General features: G+C 60.9%; 23 protein-coding genes and 1 pseudogene. 15 read left to right on the plus strand and 9 right to left on the minus strand.

The window, feature by feature from the left end; genetic code table 11:
- The 4 genes and pseudogenes from K0H47_RS31245 to K0H47_RS28805 form a co-directional block, all read left to right on the plus strand.
- Positions 1 to 99 (plus strand): annotated as a pseudogene (locus tag K0H47_RS31245) (GTP cyclohydrolase I FolE); the annotation flags it as partial.
- Between the two features lie 2 nt (positions 100 to 101).
- The gene (folX, locus tag K0H47_RS28795) at positions 102 to 473 is read left to right on the plus strand and encodes a dihydroneopterin triphosphate 2'-epimerase (protein WP_003208474.1); all 372 of its coding nucleotides are present in this window, start codon (positions 102 to 104) and stop codon (positions 471 to 473) included.
- A gap of 23 nt (positions 474 to 496) precedes the next feature.
- Positions 497 to 793 (plus strand): DUF1244 domain-containing protein, encoded by a 297-nt coding sequence (locus K0H47_RS28800; protein ID WP_063033096.1) that lies wholly within the window; start codon positions 497 to 499, stop codon positions 791 to 793.
- A complete protein-coding gene (locus tag K0H47_RS28805) occupies positions 786 to 1124 on the plus strand; it encodes a HopJ type III effector protein (protein WP_063033097.1) in 339 nt (112 codons plus the stop codon). Before K0H47_RS28800 ends, K0H47_RS28805 begins: the two co-directional genes overlap by 8 nt.
- 186 nt (positions 1125 to 1310) lie before the next feature.
- Here the strand turns inward: K0H47_RS28805 and trxB are convergent, their stop codons facing one another.
- Positions 1311 to 2273, minus strand: coding sequence for a thioredoxin-disulfide reductase (gene trxB / locus K0H47_RS28810; RefSeq protein ID WP_063033099.1), 963 nt, complete (start codon positions 2271 to 2273; stop codon positions 1311 to 1313).
- Positions 2274 to 2566: 293 nt separating this feature from the next.
- Here trxB and cysZ point away from each other — a divergent pair, with 293 nt between their 5' ends.
- On the plus strand, positions 2567 to 3322 hold the full coding sequence (gene cysZ / locus K0H47_RS28815; RefSeq protein WP_017476016.1) for a sulfate transporter CysZ: 756 nt from the start codon (positions 2567 to 2569) through the stop codon (positions 3320 to 3322).
- 64 nt (positions 3323 to 3386) lie between these two features.
- Positions 3387 to 4589 (plus strand): glycosyltransferase family 1 protein, encoded by a 1203-nt coding sequence (locus K0H47_RS28820; RefSeq protein WP_063033101.1) that lies wholly within the window; start codon positions 3387 to 3389, stop codon positions 4587 to 4589.
- Here the strand turns inward: K0H47_RS28820 and K0H47_RS28825 are convergent.
- The 3 genes from K0H47_RS28825 to K0H47_RS28835 form a co-directional block, all read right to left on the minus strand.
- Positions 4558 to 5661, minus strand: a complete 1104-nt coding sequence (locus K0H47_RS28825) for an NADH:flavin oxidoreductase (protein WP_219274003.1) — start codon at positions 5659 to 5661, stop codon at positions 4558 to 4560. The two genes, K0H47_RS28820 and K0H47_RS28825, sit on opposite strands and share 32 nt — an antisense overlap.
- 177 nt (positions 5662 to 5838) lie before the next feature.
- Positions 5839 to 6321 (minus strand): glutathione peroxidase, encoded by a 483-nt coding sequence (locus tag K0H47_RS28830; RefSeq protein WP_063033103.1) that lies wholly within the window; start codon positions 6319 to 6321, stop codon positions 5839 to 5841.
- Between the two features lie 135 nt (positions 6322 to 6456).
- Entirely contained in the window at positions 6457 to 6942 is a 486-nt protein-coding gene (locus K0H47_RS28835) for a peptidylprolyl isomerase (protein WP_017476012.1), read from the minus strand.
- On the opposite strand from K0H47_RS28835, the gene K0H47_RS28840 reads away from it, so the two are divergent.
- The 3 genes from K0H47_RS28840 to K0H47_RS28850 are packed head-to-tail and all read left to right on the plus strand — an operon-like array spanning position 6911 to position 10309.
- Positions 6911 to 7249, plus strand: a complete 339-nt coding sequence (locus tag K0H47_RS28840) for a DUF3565 domain-containing protein (RefSeq protein WP_003208456.1) — start codon at positions 6911 to 6913, stop codon at positions 7247 to 7249. The genes K0H47_RS28835 and K0H47_RS28840 overlap by 32 nt on opposite strands.
- Before the next feature lie 60 nt (positions 7250 to 7309).
- On the plus strand, positions 7310 to 9409 hold the full coding sequence (pta, locus tag K0H47_RS28845; protein WP_219274004.1) for a phosphate acetyltransferase: 2100 nt from the start codon (positions 7310 to 7312) through the stop codon (positions 9407 to 9409).
- Positions 9410 to 10309 carry an acyltransferase gene (locus tag K0H47_RS28850; RefSeq protein WP_063033105.1) on the plus strand — a complete coding sequence of 300 codons (900 nt, stop codon included), beginning with the start codon at positions 9410 to 9412 and terminating at the stop codon, positions 10307 to 10309.
- Positions 10310 to 10492: 183 nt separating this feature from the next.
- Here the strand turns inward: K0H47_RS28850 and cysN are convergent, their stop codons facing one another.
- The 3 genes from cysN to K0H47_RS28865 form a co-directional block, all read right to left on the minus strand.
- Positions 10493 to 12391 (minus strand): sulfate adenylyltransferase subunit CysN, encoded by a 1899-nt coding sequence (cysN, locus tag K0H47_RS28855; protein WP_063033106.1) that lies wholly within the window; start codon positions 12389 to 12391, stop codon positions 10493 to 10495.
- Between the two features lie 9 nt (positions 12392 to 12400).
- Entirely contained in the window at positions 12401 to 13318 is a 918-nt protein-coding gene (gene cysD, locus K0H47_RS28860; protein WP_063033107.1) for a sulfate adenylyltransferase subunit CysD, read from the minus strand.
- Positions 13319 to 13574: 256 nt separating this feature from the next.
- Positions 13575 to 14333, minus strand: a complete 759-nt coding sequence (locus tag K0H47_RS28865) for a Nif3-like dinuclear metal center hexameric protein (protein ID WP_063033108.1) — start codon at positions 14331 to 14333, stop codon at positions 13575 to 13577.
- A gap of 103 nt (positions 14334 to 14436) precedes the next feature.
- Here K0H47_RS28865 and algW point away from each other — a divergent pair, with 103 nt between their 5' ends.
- The 3 genes from algW to K0H47_RS28880 all read left to right on the plus strand — a co-directional run bounded on the left by algW (position 14437) and on the right by K0H47_RS28880 (position 18543).
- On the plus strand, positions 14437 to 15591 hold the full coding sequence (gene algW / locus K0H47_RS28870; RefSeq protein WP_063033109.1) for a Do family serine endopeptidase AlgW: 1155 nt from the start codon (positions 14437 to 14439) through the stop codon (positions 15589 to 15591).
- 108 nt (positions 15592 to 15699) lie between these two features.
- On the plus strand, positions 15700 to 17811 hold the full coding sequence (locus tag K0H47_RS28875; protein WP_219274005.1) for a TonB-dependent siderophore receptor: 2112 nt from the start codon (positions 15700 to 15702) through the stop codon (positions 17809 to 17811).
- Positions 17812 to 17823: 12 nt separating this feature from the next.
- On the plus strand, positions 17824 to 18543 hold the full coding sequence (locus K0H47_RS28880; RefSeq protein WP_093201707.1) for a DUF4198 domain-containing protein: 720 nt from the start codon (positions 17824 to 17826) through the stop codon (positions 18541 to 18543).
- 140 nt (positions 18544 to 18683) lie between these two features.
- On the opposite strand, the gene hemH is transcribed toward K0H47_RS28880, so the two are convergent.
- Both hemH and K0H47_RS28890 read right to left on the minus strand, forming a co-directional pair.
- Positions 18684 to 19709 carry a ferrochelatase gene (gene hemH / locus K0H47_RS28885; protein WP_219274006.1) on the minus strand — a complete coding sequence of 342 codons (1026 nt, stop codon included), beginning with the start codon at positions 19707 to 19709 and terminating at the stop codon, positions 18684 to 18686.
- A gap of 14 nt (positions 19710 to 19723) precedes the next feature.
- Positions 19724 to 20623 (minus strand): TIGR01777 family oxidoreductase, encoded by a 900-nt coding sequence (locus K0H47_RS28890; protein ID WP_177026496.1) that lies wholly within the window; start codon positions 20621 to 20623, stop codon positions 19724 to 19726.
- Positions 20624 to 20832: 209 nt separating this feature from the next.
- Here K0H47_RS28890 and K0H47_RS28895 point away from each other — a divergent pair, with 209 nt between their 5' ends.
- The 3 genes from K0H47_RS28895 (at position 20833) to K0H47_RS28905 (ending at position 23115) form a co-directional block, all read left to right on the plus strand.
- A complete protein-coding gene (locus tag K0H47_RS28895; protein ID WP_093201716.1) occupies positions 20833 to 21819 on the plus strand; it encodes an NAD(P)/FAD-dependent oxidoreductase in 987 nt (328 codons plus the stop codon).
- Entirely contained in the window at positions 21816 to 22031 is a 216-nt protein-coding gene (locus K0H47_RS28900) for a TIGR02450 family Trp-rich protein (protein WP_063033115.1), read from the plus strand. The genes K0H47_RS28895 and K0H47_RS28900 overlap by 4 nt, the downstream gene beginning before the upstream one ends.
- A 124-nt stretch (positions 22032 to 22155) precedes the next feature.
- Positions 22156 to 23115 (plus strand): DUF523 and DUF1722 domain-containing protein, encoded by a 960-nt coding sequence (locus tag K0H47_RS28905; protein WP_177026509.1) that lies wholly within the window; start codon positions 22156 to 22158, stop codon positions 23113 to 23115.
- Position 23116 lies beyond the last annotated feature (1 nt).

A 23116-nucleotide genomic window follows, 5' to 3' on the forward strand; every position in this document is an offset into this window, starting at 1 on the left:
CAGAATTCAACCATGAACACCTCGGTGATGCTCGGCGCCTTCCGCGAGTCGAACACCACGCGCATGGAGTTCCTGCAACTGATTGGACGGAGCAAGTAGCAATGCCACAACTTCAGCCAGGCATGGCGCGCATCCGGGTCAAAGACCTGTGCCTGCGCACGTTTATCGGAATCAACGAGGATGAAATCCTCAACAAGCAGGATGTGTTGATCAACCTGACCATCCTGTATGCCGCCCAGGAAGCCGTACGCGACAACGACATCGACCACGCGCTGAACTACCGCACCATCACCAAGGCGATCATCGCCCATGTGGAAGGCAACCGCTTTGCCCTGCTGGAGCGCCTGACCCAGGAGATCCTCGACCTGGTGATGAGCAATACGTCGGTGCTGTACGCCGAAGTCGAAGTCGACAAACCCCATGCGTTGCGTTTTGCCGAATCGGTGTCGATCACCCTGGCGGCCAGTCGCTAACCCTTACCTTTGCAGTGAGTACCATGAACGATCAACAACGCCTCGAACTCGAAGCCGCCGCCTTCCGCCGGCTGGTGGCCCACCTGGACAGCCGCAAGGATGTGCAGAACATCGACCTGATGAACCTCTCGGGCTTCTGCCGCAACTGCTTGTCCAAGTGGTACAAGGCCGAGGCCGACGAGCGCCACATCGAGCTGAGCCTCGATGACGCCCGTGAAGTGGTGTACGGCATGCCGTACGCCGAGTGGAAAGCCCAATACCAGCAAGAAGCCAGTGCCGAACAGCAAGCGGCATTCGCCAAAGGAAAAACCCATGACTGACCTGAACACCCTGCGCGCCAGCCTCACCAGCGGCGAACATGCGTTTGCCGATACCCTGGCGTTTGTTGCCGCCGGTTACGACTACCAGCCACAAGCCTTCACCAACGGCAGCGTGGAAAACGCCGCCGGGCAGAACGAAGGTTCGTGCAAGACCCTGGGCCTGGCGCTGCTGGAAGGCTTGAGTGATGAGGAAGCGCTGTTGGCGTTTGGCGAGCATTACCGTTCGGTACTGGCCACGCCTGAAGGCAGTGACCATGGCAACATTCGTGCGCTGATCGAGCATGGGTTGGCGGGTGTGAAGTTCACTCAGCAGCCATTGACGCGCCGCTGATTCAATTTGATAACCCGGTTTAATGTGGGAGCTGGCTTGCCTGCGATAGCGGTGTATCAGCCAACGCCGCTATCGCAGGCAAGCCAGCTCCCACAGTGATTGGGTTAACACTTCTGAGCTGCGGTGTTGCATAAATCGCAGACGTAAAAAAACCGGCCTCGCAGCCGGTTTTTTTGTTTCAGCGGTTTAGAACGCAGCGTCCTTCAAACCGTCGAGGTAACGCTCGGCATCCAGGGCCGCCATGCAGCCAGCGCCGGCGGAGGTGATCGCCTGGCGGTAGACGTGGTCGGCCACGTCACCGGCAGCGAAGATGCCTTCGATGTTGGTGGCCGTCGCGTTGCCTTCACGGCCGCCCTGCACGATCAGGTAGCCATCTTTGGCATCCAGAACGCCTTCGAACAACGAGGTGTTCGGGGTGTGGCCGATGGCGATGAACACGCCGTCGACTTTCAGTTCGTCGAAGCTGCCGTCGTTGTTCTTCAGGCGAGCACCAGTCACGCCCATGTTGTCGCCCAGGACTTCGTCCAGGGTGGCGTTGAGCTTGAGGATGATCTTGCCTTCGGCCACGCGGGCATGCAGCTTGTCGATCAGAATCTTCTCGGCGCGGAAGGTCTCGCGGCGGTGAACCAGGGTCACGGTGCTGGCGATGTTGGCCAGGTACAGCGCCTCTTCCACCGCGGTGTTGCCGCCACCGACCACAGCCACTGGCTTGTTGCGGTAGAAGAAACCGTCGCAGGTCGCGCAGGCGGAAACGCCCTTGCCCATGAACGCTTCTTCCGACGGCAGGCCCAGGTAACGGGCGCTGGCGCCGGTGGCGATGATCAGCGCGTCACAGGTGTACACGCCGCTGTCGCCGGTCAGGCTGTAAGGCTTTTTCGAGAAGTCGACCGCGTTGATGTGATCAAACACGATTTCGGTTTCGAAACGCTCGGCGTGCTCTTTCATGCGCTCCATCAGCACCGGGCCGGTCAGGCCATGGACGTCGCCCGGCCAGTTGTCGACTTCAGTGGTGGTGGTCAACTGACCGCCCGCTTGCATGCCGGTGATCAGCAACGGCTTGAGGTTGGCCCGGGCAGCGTAGACGGCAGCGCTGTAACCGGCAGGGCCGGAACCGAGAATAATCACTCGCGAATGACGGGTATCAGACATGACTCACTCCTATCGACCGCCCGGACTACAGAACGGCTGGAATAAAAAAGGACCGCGAAGCACTTGGGGAAGGCTTGAACTCGCAGATCCTGAAAATAATGGGTGCAGCGTATAGAGGGAGGCAAGATTAAGGAAATACGGAATAACAATCCAGCTCATAGGTGGTCTCTATCCCGTGCCCTCTATTAATCGACACCTTTGTTACCGTTAATGTCGCGAGGCGGGCCGTGCTTTCCCGGTACTCCCAAAGCCGGTAAGGTCGGCGCGTTCGCCCCCATTGTCCGGAGTCATTCATGCCCGCCCCCGTTCTTTCAGGCCCACAGTACCTGCGCGAAGGCCTCAAACTGGTACTCAGTCCTGGCTTGCGCCTGTTCGTGCTGCTGCCGCTGGCGATCAACCTGATCCTGTTCGTCGGATTGATCTACTTCGCCGGCCATCAGTTCAGCCTGTGGGTCGACACACTCATGCCGACATTGCCGAGCTGGCTGAGCTTCCTCAATTACCTGTTGTGGCCTTTATTCGTGGTGCTGGTGGTGCTGATGGTGTTTTTCACCTTCACCATGCTCGCCAACATCATCGCCGCGCCGTTCAACGGCTTCCTGTCGGAAAAGGTCGAAGTGGTGGTGCGCGGCACCGATGATTTCCCGGCGTTCAGCTGGGGCGAACTCGCGGCCATGGTCCCCCGCACCCTGGCCCGGGAAATGCGCAAACTGGGCTACTTCCTGCCCCGGGCCATCGGCCTGTTTATCCTGTCGTTTATCCCGGTGGTCAACCTGGTGGCCGCGCCGCTGTGGCTGCTGTTCGGCGTGTGGATGATGGCGATCCAGTACATCGACTACCCGGCGGACAACCACAAGCTGGGCTGGAACGAAATGCTCGCCTGGCTGCGCCAGAAGCGCTGGCAGAGCATGAGTTTTGGCGGGATCGTTTACCTGGTGCTGCTGGTGCCGGTGGTGAACCTGCTGATGATGCCGGCGGCGGTCGCTGGGGCGACGTTGTTCTGGGTGCGTGAACAGGGCGCCGAGGCCATGGCCGTTAAAAAGGCCTGAGCCGTCACAAATCCATCATCCAAAAGACACAATGACGACATGGCCCACGCCGACACTGTGGGTCATGACGACAGCTTCGCTCCACATCACCCTGATCACCGAAACCTTCCCGCCAGAGATCAACGGGGTGGCCAATACCCTTGGCCGCCTGTGTGACGGTTTGCGCGCGCGCGGGCATCAAGTCGAACTGGTTCGCCCACGCCAGGGCAGCGACCAGAGCCGGCCCAGTGACGATGGCCTGATGCTTTGCCGCGGCTGGCCTTTGCCGGGTTATCCGGGGCTGCAATGGGGCCAGTCGTCGATGCACAAATTGCTGCGGCGCTGGACCCGCCAGCGCCCGGATGTGCTGTATATCGCCACTGAAGGGCCGCTGGGCTTGTCGGCGTTACGTGCGGCACGGCGCCTGGGGATCAGCGTGGTGAGTGGCTTCCATACCAATTTCCAGCAGTACTCCAACCAGTACGGCCTGGGTATGTTGAGCCGGATGCTGACCCACTATCTGCGCTGGTTCCATAACCGCTCGACCTTGACCCTGGTGCCCAGCGCCAGCCAGCGCCTGGAGCTGGAGCGCCGCCATTTCGAGCGCCTGGGCATGCTCGCCCGCGGTGTCGACAGCCAGCTGTTTCATCCGGCCAAGCGCGACAATGCGCTGCGTGAAAGCTGGGCATTGAACAGTGACCAGATCGCGGTGCTGCACGTGGGCCGCCTGGCCCAAGAGAAAAACCTCGGGCTGCTCAAGCGCTGCTTTGAAACGCTGCAGGACACCTATCCACTGCGCCAGATGAAACTGATCATCGTCGGCGACGGCCCACAACGGGCGATGCTGGAAAAGGAACTGCCGGAGGCGATTTTCTGCGGCACCCTGCGCGGCGAAGAGTTGGCCAGGCATTACGCATCCGGGGATCTGTTCCTGTTCCCCAGCCTCACTGAAACCTTCGGCAACGTGGTGCTGGAAGCCATGGCTTCAGGGTTGGGTGTAGTGGCGTACGACCAGGCGGCCGCGACCCAGCACATTCGCCATGGCTACAGTGGCGTGCTGGCGATGCCGGGGGATGAGGAGGCGTTTTGCGATGCGGCCAATTGGCTGCTGGAAGAGCGGGAAAGTCTAAGGCGGGTGCGGCTCAATGCCCGGCAACACGCCAGCCGTCAGGGTTGGCCGGCGATTATCGAGCAGTTTGAGCGGCAGTTACGCGGGGTATGCGAGGACGAGCAACCAGTGCCCGTCCTGTCGCCCCTTACACCAACGTCGTCAACGCCTCACGACTGAACGGCAGGATATCGCCTTCACGTCCTTCGCGGACCTTCAGCGCCCAATCCGGATCCACCAGCAGTGCGCGGCCGACAGCGACCAGATCAAACTCGTCGTTGTTCAGACGCTCCAGCAGATTTTCCAGGCTGGCGGGTTGCGCCACCTTGTCGGTGTTGACCATGAACTGCAGGAATTCGCCGTCCAGGCCGACGCTGCCCACGGTGATGGTTGGCTTGCCGGTGAGCTTGCGGGTCCAGCCCGCCAGGTTCAGCTCGGAGCCTTCGAATTCCGGCTCCCAGAAACGGCGGGTGGAACAGTGGAAAATATCCACGCCGGCGTCAGACAGCGGCTTGAGGAACTCAGCCAGCGCTTCCGGGGTTTGCACCAGGCGCGCGGTGTAATCCTGCTGCTTCCACTGGGAGAAACGCAAGATGATCGGGAAGTCCGGGCCCACGGCGGCGCGGATGGCCTGGATCAATTCGATGGCGAAACGCGAACGGTTGGCCAGGCTGCCGCCGTATTCGTCGGTGCGCTGGTTGGTGCCTTCCCAGAAGAACTGGTCCACCAGGTAACCGTGGGCGCCGTGGATTTCCACGCCATCCATGCCGATGCTTTGTGCATCCTTGGCGGCTTGGGCGAACGCAGCGATCACGTCCTTGATGTCTTGCACGGTCATGCCGTGGACGACGACGTTGCCGTCCTTGAGTTTTTCAGTCGGACCATAGGCTGGCACGCTGGCATCCGGCTCGGTGCCGATGCGTCGTACGCTGCCCACATGCCACAGTTGCGGGACGATCTTGCCGCCTTCGGCGTGTACCGCGTCGACCACTTTCTTCCAGCCGGCCAGGGCGGCCTCACCGTAGAAATGCGGGACGTTCGGGTAGCCGTTGGACGCCGGATGACCGATCACGGTGCCTTCGGTGATGATCAGGCCGACACCGGCAGCGGCGCGGCGGCGGTAGTACTCAATGACTTTGGCGTTAGGCACGCCGCCCGGGGAGAACGAACGGGTCATCGGCGCCATCACCACGCGGGTCGGCAGTTGCAGTGCGCCGAGCTGGAACGGTTTGAACAAGGCTTGGACAGGCATGGGAGCACTCCATCAGAAGGAATTTATGATGTGGATAATATGGAGTGGGCAGCGTGCTGGATAGCACTATTGATTGGGGTGATTAAGGGGTAAAAGCGGGAGGGCATGGGGCTGCTTCGCAGCCCAGCGGGAGCAAGCTCCCTTGCCACGGAAGCTCACTCGGCAATGCTGAAAGTATCAGCTCAATGCTTTTTCAATCGCCTGCACGATGGTGGGATCATCCGGCGGTGTACGCGGCGAGAAACGCGCCAGGACCCGGCCGTCTTTACCCAGCAGGAATTTTTCGAAGTTCCAGGTGATGTCCCCGGGAAACTCGGCGCCCTCGCCCGCCAGCAATCGATACAGCTGGTGGCGATCGTGGCCGTTCACCTCGAGCTTGCTGCCCAAGGGAAAGGTCACGCCGTAATTGAGGCTGCAAAATTCCTGGATTTCTTCTTCAGTGCCCGGTTCCTGCCCGGCAAATTGATTGCACGGCAGCCCGAGCACGGTGAAACCCTGGCTTTTGTATTGCTGATAGAGGTTTTCCAGCGCGGCGTACTGTGGTGTCAAACCACATTTGGAGGCGACGTTGACCACCAGCACGACTTGCCCCTTGAAGGGCGCCAGAGGCAGCTCCTGACCATCCAGGGCTTTGAGTTTAAGGTCGTGGAAAGCACTCATGACGAACTCCAGATATCCCATGTTCTTTGTAACGGCCACTCGAGATTACAGCCGCCAAGTCGGCAAGAATAGCCGCCAAATGAAAAAGGCGCCCGAAGGCGCCTTTTTCCAACTGACAGAGCGTCGCTCAGTCAATTAATGGTGGTGACCACCTTCGCCGTGCACGTGGCCGTGGGCCACTTCTTCCTGAGAAGCGTCACGGATAGCGACGATCTTCACCTGGAAGTTCAGGCGCTGGCCAGCCAGCGGGTGGTTGCCGTCGACGGTCACGTCGTCGCCGTCCAGGTCACGGATGGTGACGATCTGCATCTGGCCGTCCGGAGCGGAAGCGTGGAACTGCATGCCCACTTCCAGCTCGTCGACACCTTCGAACATGCTGCGGCTCAGGGTGCTGACCAGTTCGGCAGAGTATTCGCCGTAGGCATCTTCAGGTTCTACGGCAACGGTCAGTTCGTCACCGACCTCTTTGCCTTCCAGGGCCTTTTCCAGGCCCGGAATGATGTTACCTGCACCTTGCAGGTAGACCAGCGGCGCGCCGCCGGCAGAACTGTCGATGACCTCACCAGCGTCGTTGGTCAGGGTATAGTCAATGGAGACAGCCTTATTGGCGGCGATCGGCATGGGGCGAGACCTTTTGCAGAAGAATGAAGAACGGACAAGTCTAAACAAGGATTTGCCCGAAAGCGAACACAACCCGGACGGACGGGGTCGAACAACTGACCCGACGGTCGTCGGATTTCACCAGGACGAAGACCGGCACTGGGTCGTCGAGCTTTCCTGTGGTCACACCCAGCACCTGCGCCACCAGCCGCCCTGGCAATCCCGGGCCTGGGTCACAGACCCGGCGCAACGCCTTGAAAAAATAGACAAGCCCTTTACGTGCGGCTGGTGTGCGCAAGGCTCAGATAAAGATAACCTTGGCACCTGATTCCCGGTAGGCAGCCAGCCATAGGCCGCCACCGAAGCCATGCACCTCCAGAGAATTCGCATGCAGACTTTTTTTATCGCGCCCACCGATTTTGGTGTGGGTCTGACCTCCATCAGCCTTGGGCTGGTGCGTACCCTTGAACGGGCCGGGCTGAAAGTCGGCTTCTTCAAACCGATTGCCCAGCCGCACCCCGGCGACACCGGCCCCGAGCGCTCCACCGAACTGGTGGCCCGCACCCACGGCCTGAAACCACCCCACCCCTTGGGCCTGGCCCACGTGGAGCGGATGCTCGGCGACGGCCAGCTGGATGAGCTGCTGGAAGAAATCATCACCCTTTACCAGCAAGCCGCCGTGGGCAAGGACGTGTTGATCGTCGAAGGCATGGTGCCGACCCGCAGCGCCAGCTATGCGGCCCGGGTCAACCTGCACCTGGCCAAGAGCCTGGACGCCGAAGTAATCCTGGTCTCGGCCCCGGAAAACGAAGTGCTCACCGAACTCTCCGGCCGCGTGGAATTGCAGGCCCAGTTGTTTGGCGGCCCGAAAGATCCAAAAGTGTTGGGCGTGATCCTCAACAAGGTGCGCACCGACGAAAGCATGGAGGCGTTCTCGGCACGGCTCAAAGAGCATTCGCCGTTGTTGCGCAGCGGCGATTTCCGTCTGTTGGGCTGCATCCCGTACCAGCCGGAACTCAACGCCCCGCGCACCCGCGACGTGGCCGACCTGATGGGCGCGCAGATCCTCAACGCCGGTGACTACGAAACCCGGCGCATGACCAAAATCATCATCTGCGCCCGCACCATGCGTAACACCGTGGAGCTGCTCAAGCCCGGCGTGCTGGTAGTGACCCCCGGCGACCGCGACGACATCATCCTCGCCGTCAGCCTGGCCGCCATCAACGGCGTGCCGCTGGCCGGCCTGTTGCTGACCAGCGACACCCTGCCCGACCCACGGATCATGGACCTGTGCCGGGGCGCGTTCCAGGCCGGGCTGCCGGTGTTGTCGGTGAGCACCGGCTCCTACGACACCGCCAACCAGCTCAACAGCCTGAACAAGGAAATCCCGATTGATGACCGCGAACGTGCGGAGATCATCACCGATTTCGTCGCCAGCCACCTCGACGCACGCTGGCTGCACCAACGCTGCGGCACGCCGCGGGAGATGCGCCTGTCGCCGGCGGTGTTCCGCTATCAACTGATCCAGCGCGCCCAGGCCGCCAACAAGCGCATCGTATTGCCCGAAGGCAGCGAGCCGCTGACCGTGCAGGCCGCCGCCATCTGCCAGGCACGGGGCATTGCCCGTTGCGTATTGCTGGCCAAGCCGGCGGACGTGGAAGCGGTGGCCCGCGCCCATGGCATCGAGCTGCCCGAAGGCCTGGAGATTCTCGACCCCGACCTGATTCGCCAGCGCTACGTGGAGCCGATGGTGGCACTGCGCAAAACCAAAAGCCTCAACGCACCGATGGCCGAGCAGCAGCTGGAAGACACGGTGGTGATCGCCACCATGATGCTCGCCCTGGATGAAGTCGACGGCCTGGTCTCCGGTGTCATCCATTCCACCGCCAACACCATTCGCCCGGCCCTCCAGTTGATCAAGACTGCGCCGGGCTGCACCTTGGTCTCGTCGGTGTTCTTCATGCTGTTCCCGGAGCAGGTGCTGGTGTACGGCGACTGCGTGATGAACCCGCACCCAAGCGCCGCCGAACTGGCGGAAATCGCCCTGCAAAGCGCCGACTCGGCCGCCGCGTTCGGCATCACGCCACGGGTGGCGATGATCAGTTATTCCAGCGGTGATTCCGCCACGGGCGAAGAAGTCGAGAAAGTCCGCGAAGCCACCCTGCTGGCCCACGAAGCCCAAAGCTCACTGCTGATCGACGGCCCGTTGCAGTACGACGCCGCCGCCAACGAAACCGTGGCCCGGCAACTGGCGCCCAACAGCCTGGTGGCGGGCAAGGCCACGGTGTTCGTGTTCCCCGACCTGAACACCGGCAACACCACCCACAAGGCCGTGCAGCGCAGTGCCGATTGCGTGAGCCTGGGCCCGATGCTGCAAGGCCTGCGCAAACCGGTAAACGACCTGCCCCGTGGGGCGCAGGTGGACGATATCGTGTACACCATCGCATTGACCGCGATTCAAGCCGCCAACCGACCTATGGATGTCTAAATGCTGGATTTTCTACCTGCCGCCGTGCGCGGGGTGATCGCCTCGCTGTTGCTGGCGTTGAACACGATCCTGCTGTGCTCGTTCCTGTTTATCGTGGCGCTGTTCAAGGCGTTGCCGTTTGCCAAGCGCTTCAGTGAATGGCTGATGAACCAGACTCACGAGGCCTGGATCAGCAACAACAAAGCCTGGATGAACCTGGTGTGTCGCACCCGCTGGCACCTGAAGGGCCTGGAAGGCCTGGACTATGAGCACTCGTACCTGGTGACCAGTAATCACCAGAGCTGGGTCGATATCATGGTGTTGCAATACGTGCTCAACCGACGTATTCGCCCGCTGAAGTTCTTCCTCAAGCAGGAGCTGATCTGGGTCCCGGTAATTGGTTTGGCGTGGTGGGCACTGGGCTTCCCGTTCATGAAGCGCTACACCAAGGCGTACCTGGAAAAACACCCGGAGAAGAAAGGCAAGGACCTGGAAACCACCCGCAAGACCTGCGCGAAGTTTCGCCACAACCCGGTGGGTATTTTCAACTTTGCCGAAGGCACACGGTTTACCCCCGGCAAGCATGCGCAGCAGAAGTCACCGTTTCGCTACCTGCTCAAGCCCAAGGCCGGTGGTATCGCATTTGTGCTGGATGCCATGGGTGAACAGCTGAAGTCGCTGGTGAACGTGACCATTCACTATCCTGGTGGGCGCCCCGGTTATTGGGATTTGCTGTGCGGGAATGTGAAGGACGTGGTCGTGCAGTTTGAAGAGGTGCAGATTCCAGCCGAGTTTATCGGCAAGAATTATGAGCAGGATGGGGAGTATCGGCTGGCGTTCCAGGGTTGGATCAACCGGTTGTGGGAAGAGAAGGATGTGCTGCTCGAAGAGCTTCACAAAGGCTTCCCAGCCCGTCGCTGATCAACATGTGGATGCAATTTAATGTGGGAGCTGGCTTGCCTGCGATAGCGGCGGGTCAGCTAAAACTGCATGCACTGAAAGACCGCTTTCGCAGGCAAGCCAGCTCCCACAGTTGACCGAGTTGTTTTCAAGATTCCATAAAAAAGCCCGCCAACATGGCGGGCTTTTTTGTGCGCGGGACGCTTAGATCGCGCCGCGCTGGCGCAGCAGTTCCAGCACTTGCTTGACGCTTTCTTCCAGCGACAACGCCTGGGTGTCGATCACAAGATCAGCATTCAACGGCACGTCATACGGGAAGGACTCACCCGGGATGTTATCCCCGCCCGCCGCGTACAAGCCTTGCGGATCACGCTCGGCACACACCAGCGGCGAAGCCTGCACGTACACGGTCAGCAAACGATCAGCGCCGATCAGCGCCTTGGCCTGTTCACGCCCTTCGGCATCCGGGGCAACAAACGCAGCCAGGGTCAGCAAGCCCGCTTCGTTGAACTGACGCGCCACGTGCGCGGCGCGGCGCCAGTTCTCGGTACGCCCGGCACGGTCCTGGGGCAGGCCCTTGTTCAGGTCATGGCGCAGGTTCTGGCCGTCCAGCACAAACACCGCACGGCCCATGTCGAACAGCTTGCGCTCAACCGCGTAGGCCAGGGTGCTTTTGCCGGCGCCGGACAAGCCGCTGAACAGCACGGTCGCCGGTTGCTGGCCGAAGCGCTGGGCGCGCTCCTCGGTGGCCACGTGAGCCAACTTGCCATGCTGCGCCGCACTGCCGTGAGTTACCGGCGGCGCGATGATCATGCCTGCGGCCACGGTGCCGTTGGTCAAACGATCGATGACGATAAACGAGCCGGTGGTGCGGTTGCTCGCGTAACCGTCCAGGGCGATGACCGTGTCGAGGCTGACCTTGACCCGGCCGATTTCGTTCAACTGCAAGGCGCTCGCCGGGCCTTCTTCCAGGGTGTTCACATCAACACGATGCACGATGCTGGTGATGGAACCCGGCACGTAGCTGGTGGCGCGCTTGATGTCGTATTTCTTGCCCGGCAGCATCGGTTCTTCAGCCATCCACACCAGCATGGCGTCGAAGGCGTCGGTCACTTGCGGCACGTTGTCGGCATGCACCAACAGGTCGCCACGGGAGATGTCGATCTCGTCTTCCATGGTCAGGGTCACGGCCTGGCCTGGGCCGGCGTTTTCCAGTTCACCTTCAAAGGTGACGATGGATTTGACGCGGCTGCTCTTGCCCGACGGCAGCACCACGACTTCGTCGCCCTTGTGCACGATGCCGCTGGCCAGGGTGCCGGCGAAACCACGGAAGTTCAGGTTCGGGCGGTTGACGTACTGCACCGGGAAACGCAGGTCGGTGTAGTTGCGGTCGTTGGCGATCTCGACGGTTTCGAGAATCTCCATCAGCGACTGGCCGGTGTACCAGGGCGAACGCTCGCTCTTGTTCACCACGTTGTCGCCCTTGAGCGCCGACATCGGCACGAAGGCCAAGGTGCTCGGCTTGAACGCGATACCGTCGGCGAACTTCAGGTAATCGGCCTTGATCGACTCGAATACGCTTTGGTCGAAGCCGTTGATGTCCATCTTGTTGACGGCCACCACGATGTGCTTGATCCCCAGCAACGAGGCGATAAAGCTATGGCGACGGGTCTGGGTCTGCACGCCGTAGCGGGCGTCGATCAGGATGATCGCCAGGTCACAGGTGGAGGCACCGGTGGCCATGTTGCGGGTGTACTGCTCATGGCCGGGGGTGTCGGCGATGATGAACTTGCGCTTGGCGGTGGAGAAGTAGCGGTAGGCAACATCGATGGTGATGCCCTGCTCACGCTCGGCCTGCAGGCCGTCGACCAGCAAGGCCAGGTCGATGTCGTCACCGGTGGTGCCGGACTTCTTCGAATCGCGGGTGATAGCTTCCAGGTGATCTTCGTAGATCATCTTGGAGTCGTGCAGCAGGCGCCCGATCAGGGTGCTCTTGCCGTCGTCGACGTTGCCACAGGTCAGGAAGCGCAACATTTCCTTGCGCTCGTGCTGGCCCAGGTAGGCGAGGATGTCCTCGCTGATCAAATCAGATTGATGCGACATGACAGCCCCTTAGAAATAGCCTTGACGTTTTTTATCTTCCATCGAGCCTGCACCATCGTGGTCGATGACACGGCCCTGGCGCTCGGAAGTTCGCGTCAGGAGCATTTCCTGAATGATGTCCGTCAGCGTCTCGGCTTCGGACTCCACCGCGCCCGTCAACGGGTAGCAGCCAAGGGTACGGAAACGTACTTTCTTTTTGACGATTCGGGCTTTGTCTTCGTCGGACAGGTGCTCGAGGATGCGGTCGTCGTCGATCATGATCAACGTGCCATTCTTCTCGATCACTTCGCGTTCGGCGGCGAAGTACAGCGGCACGATCGGGATGCCTTCCAGGTAGATGTACTGCCAGATATCCAGCTCGGTCCAGTTGGACAGCGGGAACACGCGGATCGACTCGCCCTTGTTGACGTTGCCGTTGTAGACGTTCCACAGCTCCGGGCGCTGGTTTTTCGGGTCCCAGCGGTGCTTGCTGTCGCGGAACGAGTACACGCGCTCTTTGGCACGGGATTTCTCTTCATCGCGACGGGCACCGCCGAATGCAGCGTCGAAACCATATTTGTCGAGCGCCTGTTTCAGGCCCTCGGTCTTCATGATGTCGGTGTGCTTGGCGCTGCCATGGGTGAACGGGTTGATGCCCTGCGCCACACCGTCCGGGTTGACGTGAGTGATCAGGTCCAGGCCCAGTTCCTCGACCATCTTGTCGCGGAACTTGTACATCTCCTGGAATTTCCAGCGGGTATCGACGTGCATCACCGGAAACGGCAGCTTGCCCGGGAAAAATGCCTTGCGTGCCAGGTGCAGCATCACGGCGGAGTCTTTACCGATCGAGTAGAGCATCACCGGGTTATCGAACTCGGCGGCGACCTCGCGGATGATGTGGATGCTTTCCGCCTCCAGCTGTTTCAGATGCGTCAGTTTGTCGACCATGGCTACTCACGGAAAAACGATCTTATGGACGGCCAGCGGGCCGTGTTCGAGCGGGGCATGCTAGCACAGCACCTGATTCTATTGAGGGAGCTGGCTAGATCGAAACGGTATATCAATATACCGCTGGGTTTGGCTCGACTCGATCAAATGTGGGAGCGGGCTTGCTCGCGAATGCGGTGTGTCAGTCAATGCATATGGCGACTGATGCACCGCATTCGCGAGCAAGCCCGCTCCCACATGTATCCGGTGGTGTTCGTTAGATCGGGTTTGGGCAATCGATGAAGAGGTGTTCGAGGGCGAAGCGCCGTGCGAGGTAATCGCCCAAGGCTTGCACGCCGTAACGTTCGGTGGCGTGGTGCCCGGCCGCGATGAAGCTGATGTCGTTTTCCCGGGCACTGTGGAAGGTCTGTTCCGACGCCTCGCCACTCAAATACAGATCGACCCCGGCCAACACCGCCTGGTCGATATAACCCTGCCCCCCACCGGTGCACCAGCCGACGCGGCGGATCATCTCGCTGCCTTCGATCAGCAGCGGCTCGCGCCCCATGGCTTCCTGCACGCGGCGGGCGAAGTCACGGGGCGACACCGGTTCGGCAAGGGAGCCCACCAGGCCGACGATCTTGAGGTTGTCCGGGTCCAGTGGACCTTCGACGGTGATGTCCAGTTGCCGGGCCAGTTGCACGTTGTTGCCGACTTCCGGGTGCAGGTCCAGGGGCAAGTGGTAGGCCAGCAGGCTGATATCGTGCTTGAGCAGGGTTTTCAGGCGGCGCTGCTTCATGCCGGTGATGCACGGGCTTTCACCTTTCCAGAAGTAACCGTGGTGCACCAGCACCAGGTCGGCCTGGGCTTCGACGGCCGCGTCCAGCAGTGCCTGGCTGGCAGTCACGCCGCTGACGATGCGCAGCACCTGCGGCCGGCCCTCGACTTGCAGGCCGTTGGGGCAGTAATCGGCGATTTTTGCACTATTAAGGTAGCGGTCCGCTTCCTCGACTAAGGTGCTCAGGGCAACGGCCATAAAAGACTCCTAAATATCCCGTTCAGAGGCGCTCACGGCCTCGTATAATGCGCGACATTATGGGCGCTCTCCCGCCCCCTGCAACCTGTCAGGATTTTTCTTAATGCTCAAGGCACTGCGTTTTTTTGGATGGCCATTGTTGGCTGGCGTGCTGATCGCGATGCTGATTATTCAGCGTTATCCACAACTGGTCGGCCTGCCGACGCTCGATGTCAACCTGCAACAGGCACCGCAAACCAGCGCGGTGGTGCAAGGCCCGGTGACTTACGCCGACGCGGTGGTGATCGCCGCGCCCGCCGTGGTGAACCTGTACACCACCAAGGTCATCAACAAACCGGCGCATCCGCTGTTTGAAGACCCGCAGTTCCGGCGCTTTTTCGGCGACAACTCGCCCAAGCAGCGACGCATGGAATCCAGCCTCGGCTCCGGCGTGATCATGAGCCCGGAAGGCTACATCCTGACCAACAACCACGTGACCACCGGCGCCGACCAGATTGTGGTGGCCCTGCGTGATGGCCGGGAAACCCTGGCCCGCGTAGTTGGCAGCGACCCGGAAACCGACCTTGCGGTGTTGAAGATTGATCTGAAAAGCCTGCCCTCGATCACCATCGGCCGCTCCGAAGGCTTGCGCGTAGGTGACGTGGCGCTGGCCATCGGCAACCCGTTCGGGGTGGGCCAGACCGTGACCATGGGCATCATCAGCGCCACCGGGCGTAACCAGTTGGGCCTCAACAGCTACGAAGACTTTATCCAGACCGACGCGGCGATCAACCCGGGCAACTCCGGCGGCGCGCTGGTGGATGCCAACGGCAACCTGACCGGCATCAACACCGCGATCTTCTCCAAGTCCGGTGGCTCCCAGGGCATCGGCTTCGCCATCCCGGTCAAACTCGCCACGGAAGTGATGAAGTCGATCATCGAGCATGGCCAAGTGATTCGTGGCTGGCTGGGGATTGAAGTACAACCGCTGACCAAGGAACTGGCCGAGTCGTTTGGCCTGACCGGGCGCCCAGGCATCGTGGTCGCCGGGATCTTCCGCGACGGCCCGGCGCAGAAAGCCGGCCTGCAACTGGGGGATGTGATCCTCAGCATCGACGGCGAACCGGCCGGTGATGGCCGCAAGTCGATGAACCAGGTGGCGCGGATCAAGCCGACCGACAAGGTGGCGATCCAGGTGATGCGCAATGGCAAGGAAATCAAGCTGTCGGCAGAAATCGGCCTGCGTCCGCCGCCGGCGCCGGTGAAAGAAGAGGAATAACCTCTGAAGGAGCCCGCTTCAGGGCTCCTGTTACCTAATGTTTCAGAAGAAAATTACCCACAATAGAGATGTTATATTGTTTCAATATCGCTATTGGAACGTTCTATCATGCCGTCTCGAAGATTTGCCCCACTGGTGGGAATCGCCATGGGTTTGCTGGTGGACCCGGTCTACGCCGAAGACACTGCCACCTTAGAACTGGAGGCTACCCGCATCACCAGTGAGGCGTATGAATCCGCCACTGGCCCCGTCAAAGGCTATCGCGCCACCCGCTCCGCCAGCGCAACCAAAACCGACACCGCCCTGCGAGACATCCCACAATCCATCAGCGTGATTCCTGCCTCGGTGCTCAAGGACCTGGGCAGTACCAACGTCGAGCGCGCCCTGGAATTTGCCGGCGGCGTATCCAGACAGAACAACTTCGGCGGCCTGACGCTCTACGAATACAGCGTTCGCGGCTTCACCACCTCTGAGTTTTACGTGGACGGTTTCAGCGCCAACCGCGGTTACCCAAGTACGCCGGATGCGGCCAATATCGAGCGCATCGAAGTGCTCAAGGGCCCCGCCGCCAGCCTGTATGGCCGTGGCGACCCGGGCGGCACGGTGAATATCGTCAGCAAGAAGCCGCAGCCCGAAGCCTTCACCACCGTGCAGACCAGCGCTGGCAGCTGGGACCGCTATCGCACCGCACTGGACGTGAACACGCCGCTCGACAGCGAGGGTAACGTGTTGTCACGGGTCAACCTGGCGGTGGAAGACAACCACAGCTTCCGCGACCACGTGGAGGCCAAACGGGTCTTCGTCGCGCCCTCCATCAGTTGGCAACTGGACCCGGACACGCGCCTGCTGGTGGAAAGCGAATTCGTGCGCCACCGCTCCACCTTCGACCGTGGCATCGTCGCGCCGAACAATCGCTGGAGCGGCGTTTCCCGCTCGACCTTCCTCGGCGAGCCCAACGACGGCGATATCCGCAACCACAACAACCGCCTGCAAGCCACCCTTGAACATCACCTCAACGATGCCTGGCAACTGCGCCTGGCCAGCCACTACAAACAGGGCAGCCTGTGGGGCGATGCCTCGGAAAACCGCCCACTGGATGCCGACGGCCACACCCTCAACCGTCGCTATCGCGAACGCTCCACCGGTTGGCACGACAGCATCACCCAACTCGAGCTACGTGGCCGGTTCGACATCGGTAGCTGGCAGCACGAGTTGCTGATGGGTACCGAATACGAGGACTACCGCAAGAAAGAACGGGTAACCGCGTTTGCTGGCGGCGACTACGCCATCGACATCTACAACCCGGTCTACGGCCAGCCAAAGCCCAATGGCAAGCGCTCGGGCACCGACTTTTTCGAACAGGTGAAAAGCCAGGCGCTGAACCTGCAGGACCAGATCATCTTCACCGACCGCCTGCGCGGGATGATCGGCGCGCGCTTCGAACACTTCGAGCAGCACACCGACGACTTCGCCCGCAACCACGCCAAAAGCCGGCAGACCCACGATGCCCTGACCCAACGCGCCGGCCTGCTCTACCAACTGACGCCTGAAGTGGGCCTGTTCGCCAATGCCTCCACCTCGTTCAAACCCAACAATGGCCTGGACGCCGGCGGCAAATCCTTCAAGCCGGAGGAAGGCGTGGGTTATGAAATCGGGATCAAGAGCGAACTGTTCGACGACCGCCTGAGCACCACCCTCGCCGCCTTCCATATCGAGAAAGAAAATGTCTTGGCCCTGGACCCGGCCACCGACACCCAGCGGGCCATGGGCAAGGCCCGCAGCCAGGGTTTTGACCTGCAACTGACCGGTCAGGTGACTGACGCCGTACGGGTGATCGGCGCCTTTGCCTACATCGACGCCGAAGTGACTAAAGGCGACAAAGACATCCCTGCGGGCAGCAGGATTCTCGGCGTGGCCAAACGAAGCGGCAGTTTACTCGGGGTGTATGAATTCCAGGACGGCCTGTTGCGTGGCTCCGACCTCGGCGCGGCCTTTACCTACGTCGGCGACCGCTCAGGCGAAGCTGGCAAAAGCTTTGAATTGCCGGCCTACCACACCGTCGACCTGCTGGCCCACTACAAGGCCAGCGACAACGTCACCGTGGGCCTGAACCTCAACAACCTGTTCGACGAAAAGTACTACGAGCGCTCCTACAGCAATTACTGGGTCAATCCCGGCGAGCCGCGCAATTTCACCGTCAGCCTGACCCTCAACCTGTAAAAGGACGTCTCCATGCAAGTCTTCAAATCCCTGGCCGTGTTAGGCCTGCTGTTTGCCACCCAAGTCTCGGCCCACGGGCTGTGGACCGAACAACGGCGCGGCAATATCGAAGTGATCTACGGCCACGGCGCCGAAGACAACGTGTTCAAGGCCCAGAAAATCAGCGGCGCCTGGGCCTATGACGCCAGCGGCAAAATGATTCCGGTGACCGTGGAACGGCTGTCCGACCACGCGCGCCTGAAGCCTCTCAAATCGCCGGCTGTATTGGCGGTCGCCCTGGATAACGGCATGTGGTCGCAGACGGCTGAAAAGAAGTGGGTCAACGAGGGCCGCAGTAAAGTGCCGGGGGCGATTGAGTCGACCCATACCTTCAAGTACGGCCTGGCGATCTACCAGCCGGGAGCAACGTTGCCGAAGCTGGACCAGCTCAAGCTACTGATCTTGCCAGAAGTTGATCCGCTGACCGTAGGACCGGGCAAATCACTGCCCGTGCGGGTGCTGCTGGATGGCAAGCCGGCGGCTGGGGTCAAGCTGGTGGGGGATTATCGCAATGCACCGAGCACCTTGAGCACCGAGACCGATAAAGACGGCCGCGCCCAGGTGCTGGTAAGGAATGAAGGATTGAATGTGATTGCGGCGCAGGTGGAGATCCCGCTTAAAGACAATGCTGATGTAGCGACTCGCGGACTGTTCAGTTCCCTGACCTTCCTGGGCGAGCCGCATCACGAGTAACACCGAAAATTCAGAGTGGGCACAGTCAATGAGGGAGCGGGCTTGCTCGCGAAGGCGGTGTATCAGTCGCTATCTTCATTAACTGACCCACCGTATTCGCGGGCAAGCCCGCTCCCACATTCAGGCCTCACTCGGCTTGATTACAGTGCCACCGGCGCTCTTTCACACAGGGTATTGAGCGCCACCGCCCACTGTGGGTCATCGTTCAGGCAAGGCACCAACACCAGCTCCTCGCCCCCCGCTTCGCGGAATTGTTCCAGGCCGCGATCGCCAATTTCCTCCAGTGTCTCGATGCAGTCCGCGACAAACGCCGGGCACATCACCAGCAACTTCTTCACCCCTTGCTGAGCCAACGCTTCAAGGCGTGCCTCGGTGTAGGGTTCGATCCACTTGGCCCGGCCCAACCGCGACTGGAACGCCACCGACCATTTGCCCTCCGGCAAGCCAAGGCGCTCCGCGAAGTCCCGCGCAACACTGAAGCACTGCGCGCGATAGCACGTGGCAAGCACCTCGGGTGAGGCGTTCTGGCAGCAGTTGGCGTCCTTGAAACAGTGTTGCCCGGTAGGGTCGAGCTTTTTCAGGTGGCGCTCGGGCAACCCATGAAAGCTCAGCAGGAGGTGATCGAAATCCTGTTCCATATAAGCTCTGGCGCTGTTGGCCAAGGCGTCGAGGTACTCCGGTTCATCGTAGAACGGCTGCAGAATCGAAAACTCGATCGCCAACTTTTTGTCCCGCACCACGCGTCGGGCTTCTTCGATCACCGTGGTCACGGTGCTGTCTGCAAATTGCGGGTACAACGGCGCCAGGGTGACTTTCTTGATGCCCTGGGACGCCAGCCGCGTCAGTACGCTTTCAATCGACGGCTCGCCATAACGCATTGCCAGTTCCACCGGGCCTTGGGTCCATTGCGCGGTCATCTGTTGTTGCAGGCGGCGGCTGAGGACGACCAGCGGCGAGCCTTCGTCCCACCAGATCGAGGCGTAGGCATGGGCCGATTGCTCCGGGCGCTTGATCAGGATCAGCGACACCAGCAAGCGCCGAACCGGCCATGGCAGGTCAATGACGTAAGGGTCCATCAGGAATTGATTAAGGTAGCTGCGCACATCCGCCACCGAAGTGGACGCCGGTGAACCCAGGTTGACCAGTAACAACGCGTGATCCGTCATGCAACATCCTATTTCTAGAGGCGGCTGGACAAGTCGTCCAGGGCCGCGTGCAACTCAGTGAACTGGAAAATGAACCCAGCGGCCAACAGCCGCTGCGGCAACGCCCGCTGGCCGCCCAGCAACAAACCGGACAACTCGCCCAGGCCGATGCGCAAGGCAAACGCCGGCATGGGCATGAACGCCGGGCGGTGCAGCACCTTGCCCAGGGTCTTGGCGAACTCCAGGTTGCGTACCGGGTGTGGCGCGCAGGCATTATAAGGACCGCTGGCATCGGTCTTGTGCAGAAGAAAATCAATCAGGGCGATTTGATCCTTTATATGGACCCATGGCATCCACTGCCGACCGTTGCCGATAGGCCCGCCCAGCGCCAGTTTGAATGGCAGCAACAGCCGCGACAAAAAGCCGCCCTCGGCCGCCAGCACCAGCCCTGTACGTACCAGCACGACGCGGATACCCAATGCTTCGGCGCGCTGGGCGGTTTCTTCCCAGGCAATAGAGAGCTGGCTGCCGAAATCGTCTTGTACCGGGCCGCTGTCTTCGGTCAGCTCACGCTCGCCGCCGTCGCCGTACCAGCCGACCGCAGAACCGGAAATCAACACCGCCGGTTTTTGCTCAAGGCCCTCAAGCCACGCCAGCAAGGTTTCGGTCAGGCCGATACGGCTGCTCCATAGCAGCGCCTTGCGTTTATGCGTCCAGGGCCGGTCGGCAATCGGTGCGCCGGCCAGGTTGATCACCGCGTCCACCGGCTCGTTTACGTCTTGCAGGCAAGCAATGCCGCGCACTTGGGCGCCACACAATTTGGCCACTTGTTCGGGATGGCGGCTCCAGACCGTGAGGCGATGGCCCTGGGCAAGCCAGTGTTGGCAAAGTTGGCGGCCGATCAAACCCGTACCGCCGGTCAGCAAAATGTGCATGAGTCGTTCCTCGTGTAACGTTCGCCGACCACCGTTAGTCTATTTTATAAACAGGGATGTTTTAATCGGGCGCAACGGTGGTTAAACCCTCAGGGTTAACCATAGGTCACGCCAAACGATCAGGTACGCCAAAACTTATACCAAAAAACAATATTGTACAGCTATTGGTGTCGGCGTAGTCTGTACCCAACGGTAAAACGAGGCCTCCCATGACTGTTCCCATCGCGATCATTGGCACCGGCATCGCCGGTCTCTCCGCCGCCCGAGCGTTAAAAGACGCGGGGCACGTTGTACAACTCTTCGATAAAAGCCGCGGCAGTGGCGGTCGGATGTCCAGCAAGCGCAGCGATGCGGGGGCACTGGACATGGGCGCGCAGTACTTCACCGCCCGCGACCGACGCTTCGTCAACGAGGTACAACGCTGGCAAGCCCAGGGTTGCGCCGAGCAATGGAAACCGCAGCTGTACAACTTCAAGTCCGGGCAACTCACGCCCTCCCCCGATGAACAGATCCGCTGGGTCGGCACGCCGCGCATGAGTGCGATCACCCGCGCCCTGCTGGATGACTTGCCGGTGCAATTCGGTTGCCGCATCACCGAAGTGTTCCAGGGCAAACACCACTGGAACCTGCTGGACGCCGACGGCGAAAACCACGGCCCGTTCAGCCACGTGATCATTGCCACCCCGGCGCCCCAAGCCACCGCCCTGCTGGCCGCCGCGCCCAAACTGGCGAGTGCCGCCGCCGGCGTGAAGATGGACCCGACCTGGGCCATCGCCCTGGCCTTCGACAAACCGTTGGATACCCCCATGGAAGGCTGCTTCGTGCAAGACAGCCCTCTGGACTGGCTGGCTCGCAACCGCAGCAAACCTGGGCGCGACACCACCCTCGACACTTGGGTACTGCACGCCACCAGCACCTGGAGCAAGCAACACCTGGACCTGTCCAAGGAAGCGGTGATCGAACACCTGCACGGTGCCTTCGCCGAACTTTTGCACAGCGCCATGCCGGCGCCATCCTTCACCCTCGCCCACCGCTGGCTGTATGCACGGCCGTCCACCAGCCATGAATTTGGCGTGCTGGCCGACGCCGACCTGGGCTTGTACGTGTGTGGCGACTGGTGCCTGTCGGGCCGTGTGGAAGGTGCCTGGCTCAGCGGCCAGGAAGCGGCGCGGCGGTTGATCGAGCATCTGCAATGAACCGCATCAATCCCGCCAAGTTGCTGCTGTCGAAGTGGACAGCAGCCCGCCCGCAGCACAAGGAAAAACATTTCCTGGTCACCCAGTTGCTGCGCGACGAAGAAGGCGATGTGCAGGAAATCGAACTGGAAGCGGTGATGAGCCATCGCGTTCAGCGCCTGCCCTGGCAAACCCTGCAAAACGCTGAAGACTGGAAAATCGGCTGGAAATAGCCATTCCGCAAATACCTGTACAAATCATTTGACTTGTACAGCTTCAAACCTATGATGAGATTAAGTTGTACAGAAATTTATCTCTGTACAGGAATTTCACCGAGGTTTGGCCATGTCCAGCACCCTGCCCACCACCGGAAAACCAAAAATCGCCATCAGCGCCTGCCTGTTGGGCGAGAACGTGCGCTTCAACGGCGGGCACAAACAATCTCAACTGTGCAGCCAGACCCTCGCCGATTATTTCGACTTCGTGCCGCTTTGCCCTGAGGTCGCCATCGGCCTGGGCATTCCCCGTGAGCCGATTCGGCTGGTGGGCGACCCGCTTAACCCCCAGGCCGTCGGCACCGTGCACCGCGAGCTCAACGTGACCCAACCGCTGGACGATTACGGTCGGCAAATGGCCGCCGAACACACCGATCTCTGCGGCTACATCTTCATGCAGAAATCGCCGTCCTGCGGCCTGGAGCGGGTCAAGGTCTATCAAGACAACGGCATGCCCATCGACGGCGGCGGACGCGGTATCTACGCCCAGGCGTTTTGCGCGCGTCACCCCAACCTGCCGGTGGAAGAAGATGGTCGGCTGAACGACCCGGTGCTGCGGGAAAATTTCCTGACCCGCGTGTTCGTCTACGCCACTTGGCAGCAGCTCCTCGCCGAAGGCCTGACCCGTCACCGCCTGCTGGAATTTCACTCGCGCTACAAATACCTGCTGATGGCCCACAGCCCCGTGCATTACAAAAGCCTGGGCAACCTGCTGGGCAGCATGCCCAAGGACGTCGACCTCGACACCTTGGCCGCCGGTTATTTCAGCGAACTGATGACCGCCCTGAGCAAGTGTGCCACCCGTGGCACCCACACCAATGTGCTGCAACACATCAGCGGCTACCTCAAGCAAGCCATCAGCGCCGAAGACAAACAGGAAGTGCAGACCCTCATCGGCCAATACCGCCAGGGCATCGTCCCGCTGGTGGTGCCGCTGACGCTGCTCAAGCACCACTTTCGCCAGCACCCGGACCGCTACATCGCGCAGCAGGCCTACCTGCAACCGCACCCGGAAAACCTCAGCCTGCGTAATGCGATTTAAC

The sequence above is a fragment of the Pseudomonas sp. Xaverov 83 genome, assembly GCF_019352905.1.
GTDB classification, from domain to species: domain Bacteria; phylum Pseudomonadota; class Gammaproteobacteria; order Pseudomonadales; family Pseudomonadaceae; genus Aquipseudomonas; species Aquipseudomonas yamanorum.